The organism is Paenibacillus sp. NRS-1760 (assembly GCF_050467785.1).
Lineage (GTDB): Bacteria > Bacillota > Bacilli > Paenibacillales > Paenibacillaceae > Pristimantibacillus.
This window is the reverse complement of the sequence record NZ_JBITPK010000005.1, coordinates 14,195-30,321: the sequence shown is the minus strand read 5'-3', so window position 1 is coordinate 30,321 and position 16,127 is coordinate 14,195. Positions and strand designations below refer to the sequence as shown.

General features: G+C 43.3%; 11 protein-coding genes. 7 read left to right on the top strand and 4 right to left on the bottom strand.

The features are described from left to right. Positions 1–80: 80 nt before the first annotated feature. From ACIFSR_RS00730 to ACIFSR_RS00720, 3 genes are all read left to right on the top strand, one after another. On the top strand, positions 81–695 hold the full coding sequence (locus tag ACIFSR_RS00730) for a DUF3990 domain-containing protein (RefSeq protein ID WP_339203587.1): 615 nt from the start codon (positions 81–83) through the stop codon (positions 693–695). Continuing rightward, positions 658–957: a hypothetical protein gene (locus ACIFSR_RS00725; RefSeq protein ID WP_076266793.1), complete on the top strand. Its 300-nt coding sequence runs from the start codon at positions 658–660 to the stop codon at positions 955–957. The genes ACIFSR_RS00730 and ACIFSR_RS00725 overlap by 38 nt, the downstream gene beginning before the upstream one ends. An 86-nt stretch (positions 958–1,043) precedes the next feature. Next, positions 1,044–2,486: a PDZ domain-containing protein gene (locus tag ACIFSR_RS00720; RefSeq protein ID WP_430054122.1), complete on the top strand. Its 1,443-nt coding sequence runs from the start codon at positions 1,044–1,046 to the stop codon at positions 2,484–2,486. A gap of 118 nt (positions 2,487–2,604) precedes the next feature. On the opposite strand, the gene ACIFSR_RS00715 is transcribed toward ACIFSR_RS00720, so the two are convergent. Next, positions 2,605–4,638: an LTA synthase family protein gene (locus tag ACIFSR_RS00715; RefSeq protein ID WP_430054120.1), complete on the bottom strand. Its 2,034-nt coding sequence runs from the start codon at positions 4,636–4,638 to the stop codon at positions 2,605–2,607. Positions 4,639–4,665: 27 nt separating this feature from the next. Then, complete coding sequence (locus tag ACIFSR_RS00710) at positions 4,666–5,808, bottom strand: THUMP domain-containing class I SAM-dependent RNA methyltransferase (RefSeq protein WP_076266796.1); 1,143 nt, start codon at positions 5,806–5,808, stop codon at positions 4,666–4,668. Positions 5,809–5,950: 142 nt separating this feature from the next. Here ACIFSR_RS00710 and ACIFSR_RS00705 point away from each other — a divergent pair, with 142 nt between their 5' ends. Then, on the top strand, positions 5,951–6,583 hold the full coding sequence (locus tag ACIFSR_RS00705) for an O-methyltransferase (RefSeq protein ID WP_339203580.1): 633 nt from the start codon (positions 5,951–5,953) through the stop codon (positions 6,581–6,583). Between the two features lie 994 nt (positions 6,584–7,577). On the opposite strand, the gene ACIFSR_RS00700 is transcribed toward ACIFSR_RS00705, so the two are convergent. After that, positions 7,578–8,801 (bottom strand): MFS transporter, encoded by a 1,224-nt coding sequence (locus ACIFSR_RS00700; protein WP_430054116.1) that lies wholly within the window; start codon positions 8,799–8,801, stop codon positions 7,578–7,580. A 189-nt stretch (positions 8,802–8,990) separates the two neighbouring features. Between ACIFSR_RS00700 and ACIFSR_RS00695 the strand changes: the two genes are divergently transcribed. Genes ACIFSR_RS00695 through ACIFSR_RS00685 form a run of 3 tightly spaced genes read left to right on the top strand, consistent with a single transcriptional unit; the run spans position 8,991 to position 11,743 of the window. Next, positions 8,991–9,512: a type IV pilus modification PilV family protein gene (locus ACIFSR_RS00695; RefSeq protein WP_430054114.1), complete on the top strand. Its 522-nt coding sequence runs from the start codon at positions 8,991–8,993 to the stop codon at positions 9,510–9,512. Then, complete coding sequence (locus tag ACIFSR_RS00690) at positions 9,496–9,984, top strand: PilW family protein (protein ID WP_430054113.1); 489 nt, start codon at positions 9,496–9,498, stop codon at positions 9,982–9,984. The genes ACIFSR_RS00695 and ACIFSR_RS00690 overlap by 17 nt, the downstream gene beginning before the upstream one ends. Before the next feature lie 10 nt (positions 9,985–9,994). Next, the gene (locus ACIFSR_RS00685; RefSeq protein ID WP_430054111.1) at positions 9,995–11,743 is read left to right on the top strand and encodes a hypothetical protein; all 1,749 of its coding nucleotides are present in this window, start codon (positions 9,995–9,997) and stop codon (positions 11,741–11,743) included. A gap of 117 nt (positions 11,744–11,860) precedes the next feature. On the opposite strand, the gene ACIFSR_RS00680 is transcribed toward ACIFSR_RS00685, so the two are convergent. Further along, on the bottom strand, positions 11,861–16,081 hold the full coding sequence (locus tag ACIFSR_RS00680) for a DUF5057 domain-containing protein (protein ID WP_430054109.1): 4,221 nt from the start codon (positions 16,079–16,081) through the stop codon (positions 11,861–11,863). Positions 16,082–16,127: the final 46 nt, after the last annotated feature.

Sequence of the window (16,127 nt, the reverse complement as noted above, 5' to 3'; positions counted from 1 at the left end):
CACGACAAGACCCTGCGACAGTTTGATTTCGTAGGGTCTTTGTATTTTCATACGAGGAGCCAAACGAAAGGAGTGCGAGCGTGGACATTACGACGCCTCAGCTTTTATATCATGGAACCACAAGCGATACTGTTCAATCATTTGGGCAGAAGCTGTTGAATTCACCCTATTGGCGGCCGGGGAAAGATTTTGGAGAAGGATTGTATACGACAATATCGGCTGAGCAAGCACGCAAATGGTCACATAAGGCAGCAAAGGAGTCATGGGACGGCGGTCGTCCATGTGTGCTTGTCGTAGAACTGACCTCGGTACCGGAGCAGGTCGAGCCTCTCTTGTTTTTATCCGATTCACCAGCATGGGCGTCCTTCATTCTTGCTCACCGCAAGGCAGCGGTCAAAGGTACTGATCCCTGTGATGCGCATCCAGACATTATCATCGGTCCTATGGCGGACAATGACACTGGAAAAATCGTACATAAAGCAGTACAATTAAAGAAAGATGAGCAATGGTTTTATGAGCAAATTACAGTGTCGCGCAAAGGCAGGAAGCTCGATTCGCTGCGGCTCGGCAATCAGGTCGTATTTTGCTCCGAACGGTGGGAATCTCATTTGAAACTAGTCGGCTACCATATTTATACGGGAAGCAGGTGGATGTATCATGAAAGTGAAAACACAGGTCAGGTTAAGCTTATATGAACGCGGAATTGCTGAGGCTTTAGCTGCCGAATACGGCTATACCGCAGCGGATGCAAGAGAACTTGTCGTCGAATATATTCAGGTTATCCGCAAGCTTAGCGGGTATGACAATTGTGCCCAGTATGCTCAGCTGCTCGATCGTGCGCGTCGTATGAACCATTCCCCAGCGCAGTGGCTTGAACGAATCCAAAGCGTGGAGAAAGGCGAAATGAGAGACAGAGGCATTGATTCGGAACAGCGGCAATATTTGCAAATGAAATAGGACCCCGCGATGTGTATCGCCCGGGTCCTTTGTTTATCCTAAGAGAAATACATATGCTTCGTTTGAGAAAACTTAGGGGGAAAAGAATGCTGAAGCCAGCACGTTATTACCTATTTGGGCTAGTCCTAGCGCTTGCCTGTTTGGCTGCAGCAGAGCTCATTTGGCTGCCGGCCCCGCTGAAGACGTCTGGCGGGATACAGTGGATAGAAATGATCGATTGGTTGTTCAATATATTAGCCCTTATACCGATTAGCTGGGCGGTTGGTGCCTTGCTCGGGGTTTGGCAGCAGCGGAAAAGAAAAGGCTGGACGCTTATTTTACAGCTAATACGGCTTATAATCGCGGGACTAGGCATAATTGGAGCAGGTTATGTGCTGTTCGCGCCAGAGAAGCTGTTCCAGATGCTGCTGATTATTGGCGCTGCTGCACCGCTAGTGTTTGTAGATATGCTTCTTACTGAAGCGTTAGAGCGGTCGCGAGCGGCGAAGGCATTGAATATAGGAGGGAATCGTTCGAACGCTCCCAAGAGGCTTCTAAGCCCTCTGTGGCTGCCAAAGCGCGGGGTGGTCACTCTAACGATTACGATAGTGCTTCTATTGGTGTTGCTCTGCCCTACCGGCTATCGCGTCACATACCCGGGGATGACGCTCAATATGAATCGTTATGCGCATGTAGAGAAGAGCGAAAACAGCGGAGGAACGGTAAACGGCATACTCGTATTCGAGAGGCCGGCCGTACCGGCTGATTGGCTGTATGCCAAGCTGCTTCCGATGTATAGCTTCGAGAAAATACCAGAAAATGAACCGCCGCTGACGGAATCGTACACGCAAGTCGTTCATATGAAAACAGATGCCAATCGTGTTGCAGCAGCTGTTGCCATGCAGAAAGCAGGCGTTGGAGGCGGAATTAAGCCAGATGGCATTCGAATTATTGCCATCGTAAAGGATAGTCCAGCTGAGCAGAAGCTGCAAGCTGGCGATATTATTGATGCGATGAATGGGCAAGCGGTTAAATCGATTGGCGAGATGACCGACTACATGGAGAAAGCGGTAGAGCCTGGCGAGTCGGTACAGATTACGCTAAGGAGAGCAGGAGTTCAGACACAGGCAGAGGTTAAGACGAAGGCTTCAGCTGATTCGCCAGAGCGAGCGGTGTTCGGCATATCGGTGCAAACAGAGCTGCTTCTCGATATCCCGCTTAACATCGATTACAAACGCTTTATGGCGCATATTGGAGGTCCATCTCATGGGGCGATGCTGACGCTGGCTATTATTGATCAACTGACACCGGGCGGCGTTACGTATGGCAATCAGGTGGCGGGTACAGGTACAATTGAAGCAGATGGCTCGATTGGTTTAATTGGCGGCATCAAGCAAAAGGCTTATGCCATCAGCCGGACGGATGCGGATGTGTTTTTTGTGCCAGCAGAGCTGGAAGGAGATGCTCGAAGCGGAGCGCCTGATCTCAACATTGTGCCAGTGAACACGATTGACGATGTGCTCAATTGGCTGTCTGAGCATAAAAAGTAGCTAAATGTGAAGGAATGTTAGGTATACCGAATATAAAAAAGAACCTTTAAATCCACTATTGAATGTGGATTTGAAGGTTCTTTTGTTTTGCTTTTTCATAGCTTACCAAGCTGCAACGTTAACGACCAGCTGTCTCAAGCCCATTGCTGCTGCGAGCTTCTGTAGCGGTTTGCTCCTTGAAGTCAGCGATGAGATTGTTCATGACGATTTGATCCGACATGTTCAGCTCGGTGCGCGAGTCTTCAAAGGCACTTATGCAGCCGCTGACTGGTATGGATGCTTTGTCTTGGATGTTCCAGCATGCTCCGTTCTCAGCGATGCCATCTGCTGAAGGCATAAAGTAGAGGGTACCATCAGTGAAGGCTCCGTTTCTTTGTACGACCTTCTTGCCAAGGAGAGGATTTTCCATAAGCAGAGGCATGCCAATTAAATATTGATTAGCCGTCGAGATGCCGAGCAGATGCATAATAGTAGGCGTTACATCCAACTGACCGCCTACATTCGTATACGTTCCTGCATGCTCGTTCTTTGGCAAATGTATGAGCAGAGGTACCTGTTTCACAATCATTTGACGCTCTAAATCATTCAGCGGTTTGCCAAGGAAAGTCTCAAACAACGACCAGTCATTAATTGAGTTGTCGTGATCCCCGTACATGACGAGAATCGTATGATCCCAAAGCCCTTCTGCTTTCATTCGATCAATCAGCTCACCGAGCGCGGCGTCTACATAATGAATTGACTGCAAATAATCCCCCATTAACGTACCATCCAGCTCGCCAAGGTTAAGCTTTTGCTCCTCTTCCGGCATCGTGAACGGATAATGGCTGGAGAGTGTGATCAGAAAGGAGTAAAAGGGCTGCTTCTGATCGGCAATGACGTCAAAGGATTGTCGGAAGAAAGATTTGTCTCCGAGAGCCCAGCCGATTTTTTCATCTAGTTGAAAATGCTTTAAGCTGTAAAACTGATCATATTGCATGTTTTTGTACATCGTATTTCGGTTCCAAAAACCACCCTCATAAGAGTGGAAGACGGATGTCCCATAATCGTTTGCTTTCAAGGTGCTGGACATGCAATCGAATTCGTTTGGTGCATATTGGATGAAAACCGAGCCGTTCGTGACGGGCTGCATAGAGCAGTTTGCCATGAAATCGGCATCCGAGGTTCTGCCTTGAGCGGTTTGTTGATAAAATTGACTGAAATAGGCGCTCTGCTCAATTAAATCGTTTAAATTCGGGGTAATTTCTTGACCGCCGATTGATTTATTAACCATGAAGTTTTGGAAAGCTTCGAGCTGCAGCATAATGACATTGCTGTCTTTATATGCGCCAAATAAAGCATCCTGTTCAAGCGTTTTCCGCTGGTCGCCGCGTTCTTGAATCCAGTTTTTTGCACCCGAATACTGCTCAGCGGTAACCGTCTCCGCATCTAGCCAGTGTTGTTTTACATACCGATACACATCATAGCCATGAAAACCAAGCGCACCCGTCATGTTGTAGATGGACAGATTCCACCAATTGCCGACCAAAATACCTTGTCCCCACGTACGCTTCGCTTCATTTACGTTTGTGAAAACAAGCGATGTTCCGATGCCAAAAATCACAGCGCTTAGAACGATGCGGACGATTGCCTTTTGCATGCCAGCAGGCTTGCGACGATACTCATTTGCTTGACGAAGATCACTCGGCCCTCGCCATAATGCGTAAATCGCAAAGGGAATGATAATAATCCAATCAAGGAACAAAATAAAATCCGTCGCTCGGAGAAGTGTGCCGATACTCTCGCCTAAGGAGTCCACTTGACTGAACTGAAGCAATACGGGAACGGAGATCAGATCTTGAAAGTAGCGATAATAAATAATATCGGCATACAAAACAAAGGATGCGATCAGGTTCAACACGATAAGTGCAACGATCCGTCCGCGTGCAGGCAGCCATATAGTCCAGAAGCTGAACAATAAAATGGCTCCGAGCTCGATAAGGGCATCTTTATCGGTCATTTTCATTTTTGGTACGTCAAGAATGGCATTGAATAGATAAACCTTCGCCATCATCACAGCCACAAATAAAAGCAAGTCTACAGCCTTCAGCCGCTCGAGCCCTATCAAAATCTTGCTCATCAAGCGGCGTAAAGCCGAGTGGTTATTATATAACATCTATAAAATATCCTTCCTCTTTCGTTACTATCGATTTCCGCGAGGGGGAAGCGGGCCAAAAAATTGCAAGTAATTACACTCGATACGTCCATTAAACAGCTTCCGCTTCTTATCCGCAGGACGTCCAAAATAGTGCTCGATTGTCGTAGATGGGCTAATCGAGAAATACGACCAAGTTGGGTAATGGAGCGCAGTCAATCCGAACTGACGCAGCGCAGCCTCTGCTTGTACATCATCGCCGAGACGTTCGCCGTATGGCGGGTTCGTAATAATGACGCCGTAATCGCCTTCAAGCTTCACTTTGGCAACAGGCTGTACAGTAAGCTTGATTTCTTTGCCGAAACCAGCTTTCTTAATAGCCGCTTCTGCGATTTCAATCGCTCCTGGATCAATATCAGAACCTGCAATTTGAAGCGGAACATCATCTTTGACCAAATCAAATGCCTCATCGCGCGCTTCATCCCACAGCTCATTCGGAATAAGCGGCCAGCCTTCGCTGTTAAAGCTTCTGCGCAGTCCAGGTGCGATGTTCCAGCCAATCATTGCTGCTTCAATCAATATCGTGCCGGAGCCGCAAAACGGGTCATAAAGCGGCCGATCAGGACGCCAGCGGCTAAGCTGAACAAGAGCAGCGGCAAGCGTTTCCCTAATTGGAGCTTCGGTTGCTACTTTCCGGTATCCACGTTTATGCAAGCCATCGCCTGTAGTGTCCAGTGTCAGCATGGCACGATCATTCATAAGCGTAACTTCTATTACATAACGTCCGCCGTTTTCGGGAAACCATTCGGTACCATAACGTGCAGACATTTTATCAACGACCGCTTTTTTTACGATACTTTGGCAGGCAGGTACGCTTGTCAGCTGAGATTTTTGTGAGCGGCCATTTACAGGGAATTCACCGTCATTCGGAATCCATGTCGGCCAATCAAGCGCTTTGGTGCCTTCAAACAATTCATCGAAGGTGGTAGCAGGGAATTCTCCCATTTTGATTAGAATTCTGCCTGCTGTGCGCAGCCAAAGATTGGTGCGGCAAATATCGATAGGACCGCCTGTGAAATTAACGCGTCCGTTCTCTACCTGAAGATCGGTATAACCTAGATCCTTCAATTCACGTGCAACAACCGCTTCAAGCCCCATTGGCGCAGTTGCGATCAATTGTAACTTTTCCATTTTACACTCTCTTTTCATTAATTCTTGGTGACCTTAGCTTCATATCTAAAGCATAAGCTTGTAACCCCGTGAACAAAAACATACAATCAAGTATAGGACAAACTAGCTTGTTTTTACAAATTGTAAAATTGGAGAGAGTAGAATGACGTTGCAAAATGAACAATATGTGGATTCGCTTTATGTGGCAGATGCTGATCTCGAGCGTACAAAAGCAGGTATAGCGGCTAATGGAATGCCGGATATATCAGTTGCTGATGGGTATGGCAGGCTGTTAACGATGCTTGTATCGCTGTCGAAAGCACAAAATATTATTGAAATTGGAGCACTAGGCGGCTATAGCGGCATTTGCTTGGCACGGGGCTTGCAAGAGGGCGGTAAATTAGTATCGCTTGAGCTGCTGCAAAACTATGCTGATCTAGCCAAGCTGCATATGGAAGAAGCAGGACTCGGAGATAAGGTAGAGTATATGGTCGGTGATGCGAAGCAAAGCCTTGCGGAGCTGAAGTCTGCTGACAGGAAGTTTGATTTCTTTTTTATTGATGCAGATAAAGAAGGATATCCCATCTATCTGGACTACGCGATTGCACTCGCTAAACCGGGAGCGATTATTGTAGGCGATAATATTTTACTGCGCGGAAGAACGATCGATCCAGCTAAGGAAGGTCCAGCGGTTCGTGCCGTGCGCTCTTTTAATGAGATCATCGCAACAGACGATCGTTTGCAGAGCACGATATTGCCGGGCTACGATGGATTAGCGATAGCGATTGTGAAGTAATAGTAATGAAGCAAGCCTTGATCCACTTCGGTCTGATGCTGAAGGGGTTAGGGCTTGTTTTTTTTGAGCGTCGGTTGGATGGTTGGATTGTTGTTGATGCTTAGAGGATGCGTTAAGCGCATATGTGTGCTTATCGGGTGCGAGTAGCGTTGATTTGAGGCTGTAAGAACCTGTGTGTTCTTATTGCGAGAATTTGGTGTGTTGGGAGTGCTCGAAGTAGGCTTTAGGCGCATATGTGTGCTTATCGGGTGCGAGTAGCGTTGATTTGAGTACTGTAAGAACCTATGTGTTCTTACAGGGTGAATATGGTGTGTTGGGAGTGCTCGGAGTAGGCTTTAAGCGCATATGTGTTCTTATGGGGTGGGAGTAGCGTTGATTTGAGTGCTGTAAGAACCTATGTGTTCTTACAGGGTGAATATGGTGTGTTGGGAGTGCTCGGAGTAGGCTTTAAGCGCATATGTGTGCTTATGGGGTGGGAGTAGCGTTGATTTGAGTGCTGTAAGAACCTATGTGTTCTTACAGCGAGAATTTAGTGTGTTGGGAGTGCTCGATTGGTGCTGTAAGCGCAAATTTGTGCTTATGGAGTGGGAGTAACGTTGATTTGAGTGCTGTAAGCACATATGTATTCTTACAGCGAGAATTTAGTGTGTTGGGAGTGCTCGGAGTAGGCTTTAAGCGCATATGTGTGCTTATGGGGTGGGAGTAACGTTGATTTGAGTGCTGTAAGCACATATGAGTTCTTACAGCGAGAATTTAGTGTGTTGGGAGTGCTCGGAGTAGGCTTTAAGTGCATATGTGTGCTTAATGGGTGGGTGTAACGTTGATTTGAGTGCTGTAAGAACCTATGTGTTCTTACAGAGTAAAAGTAGCATGGTTTGGGTTTGAACTCAATTAGCACCAATGAGTGCTTACAACAAAAGTACATCACTTATTTAAAAGGGGTCATGAAGGAATTACATTTCCTTCATGACCCCTTACTGTCTCAAAAACCGAGTCAGCCGTCCTTGCCTTGCTGCTTAGGCAGCGGTCGTTTACGAAGCAGCGACTGCCATACCCATCCAGCGTTAATCATGAGCATGACCGCTGATACAAGAAACAAACCTTTAATGCCGATCCAACCGGAGAGGGCACCACCCGTGATCGGGCCAATCATGTTGCCTAGACTCATTGTGCTGGTGTTGAAGCTGTAGGAACGGCTCTCCATGCCGTCCGGTGTGTATTTTCGAATAAGGGAGTTTACGGCTGGGATAAGCCCCCCGAGAAAGATGCCAAGAAAAAAGCGGGCAATGAGCAATTGCCATACGGTGCCTGCCATCGCTTGTGGAATAAAGGCGAGCGACGAACCAACAAGCGCTACGCCAAGTACTCGTTCTGCGCCGATTCGGTCACTAAGCTTACCGAGCAGCGGCGAGGACACGAGATTAGAGAGACCGGTGACTGATCCGACGAAGCCTGCCAAGAAAGCAAGGTTGGCCGTTGTCCCGTGAAGCTCCTGAACATAAAGCGGAATAAGCGTCATTGGGCTCATCATAGCGAATTGAATGAGAAAAGTGACGGCAAATAACGCAGTAAGCTGAGGAATGCCGCTTAACTTTCGAAAACCTTCGATGACGGAGGCTTGCACGCGAGCAGCTGCTTTCATGCGGTCAAACGGTTCTTTTACAACAAATAGAGCAAGCAGCGAGGCTGCGAACAGCAAAGCTCCTGTCAGGTAGAAGATCGGCCTAAAGCCAATAGTATCCGCGAGCAAGCCGCCAATAAATGGGCCAAGTATCGTTCCGGCAATGCCTCCTGATTGAATCGTTCCCATCGCGAAGCCCATCTTGTTTTTAGGCGTTGTTGCGGAAATTAATGCGATAGAAGCAGGGTTGAAGCCGGATATTGTCCCATTCACCATACGAAGCAGCAGCAAGTGCCATGGAGTTGTGGCAAATCCCATTAATACCATAACGATGGACATACCGAAACCAGAGCGGAGCAGCATCATTTTGCGACCGTACCTGTCAGCCATCTTTCCCCATATGGGTTGAAAAATAAATGACGTCACAAAGTTGCCCGCAAAAATAAGCCCAGCCCACACGCCGATCTCATGCTTATCGGTTAAACCTAAATCAAATTGCAAATAGAGGGACAGGAACGGAATGATCATCGTCATCCCAGCCATAACGAGAAACTGTCCGAACCACAACACGATCAGATTTTTTTTCCATTGTTCCATAAGAAAATTATAACATATGTAATCAAGGCAGCAAAAATGGTTCTAATGACTTATTAAATCTACATATTAATGTCGAAACTCGTTCTTTTGTCATAGAAAAATATACCTAGCTATAGTAAACTGAGATTAGAAGAAAAAGGAATTAATTATGTCGATGGTGGCTATGAAGAAGCGGGTGAGGAATCACAAATGAGATTTTATAAGAAAGCAGAAGGACAAGCGGGCTTTTCACTTATTGAAGTGCTAGCTGCATTTACAATACTATCCATCGTTGCTCTAGCAATGACAGCATTTTTCACGAATGCACTCACCTATGCGAAAGGGAATCAGAATAAGACAGTTATGGTGAATCTAGCACGGAATGCTTTGTTTTATATGGAGAAGCAAGAATTTGATCCGATCAAAAAATACTTTGTTGTGGATGGCAAAACAGAGATTTCATGCGGGGCGACAAGCTGCTCTGAAGAAGTGAAAAAGCTGGTTTCGAATGGGGATATATTATTTGAGGTTCTTCACCCAACGATTAACGGTGTTGCATATCAAATATCGATTGAATATCAGAAAGACATTATGACCGATCTTTCGCTTCAAGGAAAAACAGCGAATTATTTAATCCCGATTAACGTTCTTGTAGAGCCTATTGGGGGCAGCAACAATGCTCGTGAGGTAACAAGGGTGGAGGGCTACATAACAAATGAGAAAATACGTTAGTAAGCTACGAAATGAAGAAGGAATTTCATTAATTGAACTCATCGCATCAATGGCTTTGCTTTCGATATTTGGAGGAATCATATATTCCGTTCTCGTCTTCGGAATTGGCACTTATAACAAGATCGAGATTGAAAACTCGTTGCGTGATGAGGGAGATTTAGTTATGTCCTCCGTTATTAACGAGTTGTATACTTTTGCGCCAGATTTAATAGGGTCAACGGGGTATGGTATTGAATTGTCCAAAAACGATCCCACCGAAGTGAAGATGATCAAGATCGATAATGGCGAAATAATGGTAGGAAACCGCGATCTCAAAATAAAGTCAACGATTGCTCCAGCGTCTACCATCAAACTCATTTGTGAGAAGCCTGGGGCATGCAGTACAGGACTTATTGAGATTAAGCTTGTACTTAATCAAACCCACGCTGGAAAAACACAGCAATTAGCATTAGAAAGTAAATTTGGATTCTAGGAGATATGCCATGATTCGAAATGAACGCGGCTATGCGTTATTGCTCGTTATTTTTATGATTCTTTTATTTACGATATTAGGGACAGCCATTTTAGGTGCTAGTTTAGGCGGAGCAACTCGAACAGAGACGCGCGAGAACGATGTGCAAAGCCTTCATCTAGCAGAAAAGTCTCTTAATCAAGCCGTGTCTTATCTGATTTCCGAATATGATGGACGAGAGGATATTAGCTCAGAGGAATTACAGAAATATATGACTCAAATTCAGAATTTGGATAATTTTAAAGCGAAGCTTACGAGTACAGAGTTGGATGGGGCTAATGCAGAGATAACTGATATTAAGGTGGAAAGTGGAAGCAACCTTCAAAGTTACAAGCTTAAGCTTACCTCTGAAGCTGTTGTAAATGGAGTTAAACGAAAAATGGTTCAGCATGTCTTGATTGATTCCTATCCAGAATTTCTGCAGTATGCCTATGGTTCGGAACAGGATGTTATTATTAACGGCTCACCGTATGCAATGGGTAACGTCTATGCAGGGCATGAGTTGAAGATTTCCAACCGAGCAGAATATAGGTATAAATCACTGGGAGATCGGCAGCTTACTCATTATCCAAGGCTAGATGGAAATCTATTTGTGCCTTCATTTCATGCCATCAAATATTTTGAAAGCACTGATAAAGCTCAGCCGGTCGTTTATAAAAGCTTATCGACAAATGATGAGAGTGAACTTCAAAGAGTTCTCGGTATTAAATATGAAAATATTCATCTTAAGGATAATGGCAAATTCAGATCCATTAATATTGATGAGTCATTTATTGACAAAGCCATTGAAGCAACCAGCAACAGTATTGGCGTTCGAGAAAAGCTGAAAACGGTATTTAATGCAAATAATATGAATCCTTTTATAGATGAACTCAGTAGTATGGGATTGAAAAAAGTTGCAATTGTGACGCAACCGACGCTTCCAAATCAAGATGACCCGCTTGATGTAGCTAGATACGAGGCTGAGATCATTAAATATGAGGAATACATAAATGTATTCAATTCGGTTTTATCGGAATCCATCATACATCAAGGGAATCTGACTTTAAACGGGGTAGATTTTAAAAAACTCACCTATTCAGAAGATGCAAGAAATTCAGGGAAATGGTTTATCGTAAATGGTGATTTGACGATTGTTAATCTTAGTTCTGATTACTTAGATCTTAAAGCTAATATACTTGTAACGGGCAACGTGTCGATTAAAGGTAAAAAGATTAAGGTGGACAGCACGATTTTTTGTTTAGGAGCAGGCTCAAGTTCTAATGAGACAACGATTGAGGATGCTGAACTAAAAGGAGATCAAACGGACGGGACAACGAAGCAGTTGGTACTCATTTCAAAGAAAAACATTTTGCTAAATCGATTTGATGCCTTCACGAATTATGGGAAATATGAAGGGGAAGGCATTAAAAAAAATAGACTAGATGCTTTCTTTTATACAGAAGGCAAAGCGGAGCTCTACGGGGTAGGTTCAACGTTTTGGTTGAACGGCGGTTTTTTTGCAAAAGGCGACCTAACCATTAATGCTGTTTTAGGGAATGTGAAAGAAAAATCAGATGAATCAGGTATAGACTTTCCATTGCAAGATAGCAGTGTAGGCAAGCTGGACTCTAGATTTATTGTGGAATACAATAATAAGATCTTTGAAGACCAGTACTCAGGTTTGCCTCGCGTCAAGCAAATAAGTGTAATGGTTGGAAGTAAGCAATTAGGAGATTAATAAAGATGCGAATAGCCTTCAGAGTACGCAGTCCTATACTCTGAAGGCTATTTTTTGCGTCATGATGATGAAAAGAAAAAAAGCCGCCAAGCTATTGCTGCTTGGCGGCTTTGACCGTTAGTATCTGTCTGTTCCGTCTGTCGGAGAAGGCGGATAGGTGACGATAATAGTAATTTGAGCATTGACCTTTGGATCATGTGAGTAGACTACTGTAATCGTTGCTGAACCAGGCTTAAGGGCCTTTATTTTACCGTCAGAACTAATGCTAACGATTGAAGAATCGCTGCTACTCCAAACTAGTGAATCCTTAATGTTTGTTTTACCATTAGTAGGATCTGAACCGAGTTCATTCCACAATTCCAACTCTGTTCCAGGAGTAACTGTTTTAGTGTTCGATAATTTCAATTTAACTTGGTTTACTTCAATGGTTAGCTTGTTAGAGACGTAAATACGCCCTGCGTTCGTCGTCACCGTTAGTTTAACTTCTACATTGCCAGCTTTTATGCCTTTAAGTGTTGCAGAGGTTTGTGTTTGTGAAGCCAAAATACCATTCGCATTTCCTTCTGTAACACTCCAAACTGCTGTTTTAATCGGGTCATTGCCAGAAGCAGGAAAGACAGCCGATAATGCAATGCTCGTACCTAATGGAATATTACTTGGTCCACTAATGACTGGGTTCGGTAATGTCACGGTTACTAATGCATTTTTGGATATCCCACTGCCATCCGAAGCTGTAACTGTAATCGTTGCTGCTCCAATGCCAACCCCTGTAATTTTACCGTCACTTCCGACAGTTACAATAGAGGTATCGCTCGATGACCAGGTGACCGCTTTGTTTTTTGCATCAACTGGATTAAACACAGGTGTCATTTGCTTTGTTTCGTTAAGTAAAAGCGTTGCATCAGCTAAATCGATACTTATTAGTTTCTTGTATACCGATATTGTCTTTGTCGCGGTATATTCTCTTTTTTTGTTCGTTACAGGATCTGTCTGATCAGTAGTCACCTTTAGGGTAATGGTTGCATCCCCAGCTGATAATCCCTGTACATTCGTTGAGCTGCCGCTGGTGTTGATTAAGCTTATATTTCCAGTGTTTGATGTGACTTTCCAGTTATAGGACGTGATATTCTCATAATCTGCTGTAAATAGCTTTGATTCCAGAATAATGGATTCATTGACAGCGACAGTTTCAGGGCCTGTAATATTAAGCCCTGGGCTAATAACGGTAACGACTGCGCTTGTTGTAATTTTACTGCCATCAGTTGTTGACGCAGTTATGTTTGCGGTACCTGATGTGATGCCTGTAATAATGCCAGTACTGCTATCGATGGAAACAACAGAAGGACGATCAGACGTCCAAATCAGTTGTTTATTAGTAGGTTCTTCAGGCGTAAATACGGGAATCAAAGGCAGTCTGTCACCTACTAAAATCGTTTTATTATTTACAGTCACCGTCTTGATTTTAGTAATTGCTTTTAATACATAATGTGGGAATTGCAGCTTTTTGGATGCCTGCTCACCAATATCTTTAAAATCTAATACGGCATCAAGTAATGGATAAGACCCGTCTTTTTTCGGTGTAACCGGAATATTGAAAGTAAACGGATTAGCTGTGTATGTGTTTCCAGAAAGCGTGTATTTGATATCATCAATTGTTCCAGTGACAGTGTAGCCTGTAGCCAAATTACCGATTTTTCTAAAATTAGACGGGAGAGCTCCTATCTCTAAATTAGCAGGAAACGTCTCATTAAATTTCAATGAAGTGATGATCATTCGATCAGGTGCAAGAGCCACGTTTCTGTTTATTGGTTTAGGTGTCAGCGTGTATGTGAAGGTTGCTGCTGTATCCTTTTCAACGGTCTCCTGATCGACATTACTGGAAACGGTGCGATTCAGTTCAAGGTTGGAGGAGACTTTAACAACCTTTACATTTATGAATTTAACAACTTCAGCACCTTTAGCATCGCTTGCGATAATTTGGACTTTCAAATCTCCGCCGTTTGGAAGAGGATTAGTAACGGTCTTATTCACGGTTGATCCTGACAGAATCTTTTCGTTAGTTGTTACAGGATAAGATTTTCCGTTGTATATCAGATTTATTGATGTTGTTAGTTCTCGATCGTTCAAGTCGAAATCCTCAGCCTTGTAGTTAATCAGAAGATCCTGATAGGAGGGGATAAAGTTATTGTCGGCTTGATTATACTCAATTGGACTGAAGACAGTCAGTTGAGGAGCATGATTAGATCCCATAAATGCTCTATACATGGTATTGATAAACAACTTTTGTTCCCACGCTGGGAAGCCTCTATTTGTATGACCTGAACCTGAATAGGTCACATTGCCTTTGGAATACGTGTAATAATGATTCCAGCTGTCACCAGAAGTACGGACACCACCGATCATATTGTACCAAGGGATAACAGTAGCGTCCTCTAAATCAAGAGTGAAATACTGGTTGTGCGTCGTAGCGACCTGTGTGGATTCGTTTAATAAAAAAGGGTATTGCGTTAATAGTCCTTCATTTACTTTTTCTGTTGATGTAGCTTGTAGTGGATTTCCGAGTCCCATGTCTGTACGTGGGGCAATTTGTCCAGTTGTCGTTTGGAATTTATTGAGCCAGTTTTGACTTTCGCTATTATTATTCACAAAGATAGTATCATGCGTAAACATAACGCTCTGACCTGTACTTATGAACTGCTGTACAGCAGCTGTTGCGTTATTACCGATTGGTGCAAAGTTGTTGTACTCATCGACAAATCCGAATATGAGCATGTCATATTTTCCGTTTAATGTGTTGTACCCGCTGTTATTAAAATTTGTTATTGAGGTCGTATCGATCGTAATGCCATAATCATTAGTTATTAAATCTTTTGATTGTAAATTATTGTTTAGATTGCTGTCGTTTGTGTTTTTGTTCGGCAATACTTGAAGTACTTTAATATTAATTTTCTCATCTTGGAAGCGGTATACCCCAGTTTGAATATCTTTTAAAGGACTGCCGAATTCTGATAGCTCGAGTCTCCAATACTGAAGACCAGAGTATCCGGGTGGAAGCTTATACGTAAGCGTACCGCTTTTCTCTGTAACCGTTTGAGAAGTAACAAATTGTTCAGCACCAAACGGCAGAGAGCTGTCAGTTCCAATATATAAGTTTAAATTAATGTTTTTAGAAGCGACATCGCCAAGGTTATCGACTGCATACTTAAATGTGATGATCTCATCAGGAGAATACTTTTTTGTCGAAGTTGATGTGTAGCCGTCAGGCTTCTCGGTTAAGGTGAGTAATGGTCGGATATTCCCTTTATCAAGAAGATTGATTTTCGATACAAAATTAGTCTGGCTAGAAATGTCATTATTGTTCACAAAAATTACGTTGCTTTTAGTCTTTCCTGCTTGGTTATAGATGGCGAAGTTCTTTTTCAAAAGAGCTTCTTTTTTGTTATTACCGCTTCCAAGATCGTCTTGGTACAGTAATCCTTTTTTGCTTCTGTCTGTAGAATCGCTATAGAGAATAACTGGGAGTCCTTTGTCAACGAAGTTTTTAATAATCTCTGTTGCTTTTAATTGAGTAATATCATTTTGCTTGCTCGCAGTATTATGGGCACTTGACGTAGAGCTTTGAGTAGGGAGTGTGATACTATAACTACCCTTGCCAATATATATCGCGTCATAATTACCATCTAACTGTTCTCGTGATGCTACAAACTGTTTCATTTTTAACGTTTTTAATGTGATTAGGGAATTACCACCGATGATGGCGTTCAAATCAGAAGCACCTGATTCTGTAATTTCCAATACGTTTATAGTAGGGCGGAATTTTTTGGAGGGTAAAGTGAATTTTTGATTATTATTCGCATCAGAAGTAATGGGGGTTTGAACTACAAGTGTTGCGGACCCTACTTCTACGTAGCGTTGATCCAATTTGCTGTTTTTAATCGTTTTAAATGTAACAGTACCATCAGTAAGTATACTTCTTACAAATTTTTCTGTTTCGCTAGGATCATTTTTGGCAGCCAAAGTTAATTTATAGATCGTATTGGCATTGTTTGATGTGGAATAAGAAAGATATTTATTACTGCTCTTAGACTTAATAGATACAATATTATCTCCATGATCCTCGAGTTCGAATAACTCATCAAAGAAATATTGGTTTGTATTAACGCTAATTGAATCATTCTTCACGGAAACAAACTTCGAATTATTACTCAATGTAATTGTAGTGCTAGGCACTGCTGCTTTAACTAAGTAAGGCTTAACCCCGATGTATGTAAAAGTCATAGCTAGTATCGTAATAATGCAAACGATTGAAACTCTTTTCCTCAGAAATGATAGATTCATGATCCTTTCCTCCTTATAAACTAAAATCAAATGAGTCTTATTACCT